Source organism: Bacillus sp. AFS001701, assembly GCF_002559405.1.
Taxonomy (GTDB): domain Bacteria; phylum Bacillota; class Bacilli; order Bacillales; family Bacillaceae_G; genus Gottfriedia.
In genome coordinates, this window is sequence record NZ_NTZO01000352.1 from 1 (window position 1) to 212 (window position 212).

At 31.1% G+C, this 212-nt stretch carries 1 pseudogene; it reads right to left on the minus strand.

Going from position 1 to position 212, the window contains the following annotated elements:
- Nucleotides 1–212, minus strand: a pseudogene (locus CN514_RS26200) (hypothetical protein); the annotation flags it as partial.

Consider the following 212-nt stretch of genomic DNA (forward strand, 5'->3'; position numbering starts at 1 on the left):
GATAGAAATTCTCTTTCTCCCGTATCGATTCTATTTAGACCACAGTTATAAATTATTTCTGACCATTTTTTGGCTTCATAAAAATTATTAATCAAGATATAGGTTTCACTTAAAAATAAAGCACAATGATAACTATCTTTGTAAATACCTTTAGGTTCAGGTATAGCATTCCAGGCTTCTTGGAGGCATTTTATTGAGTCTTCGTAGTTTCC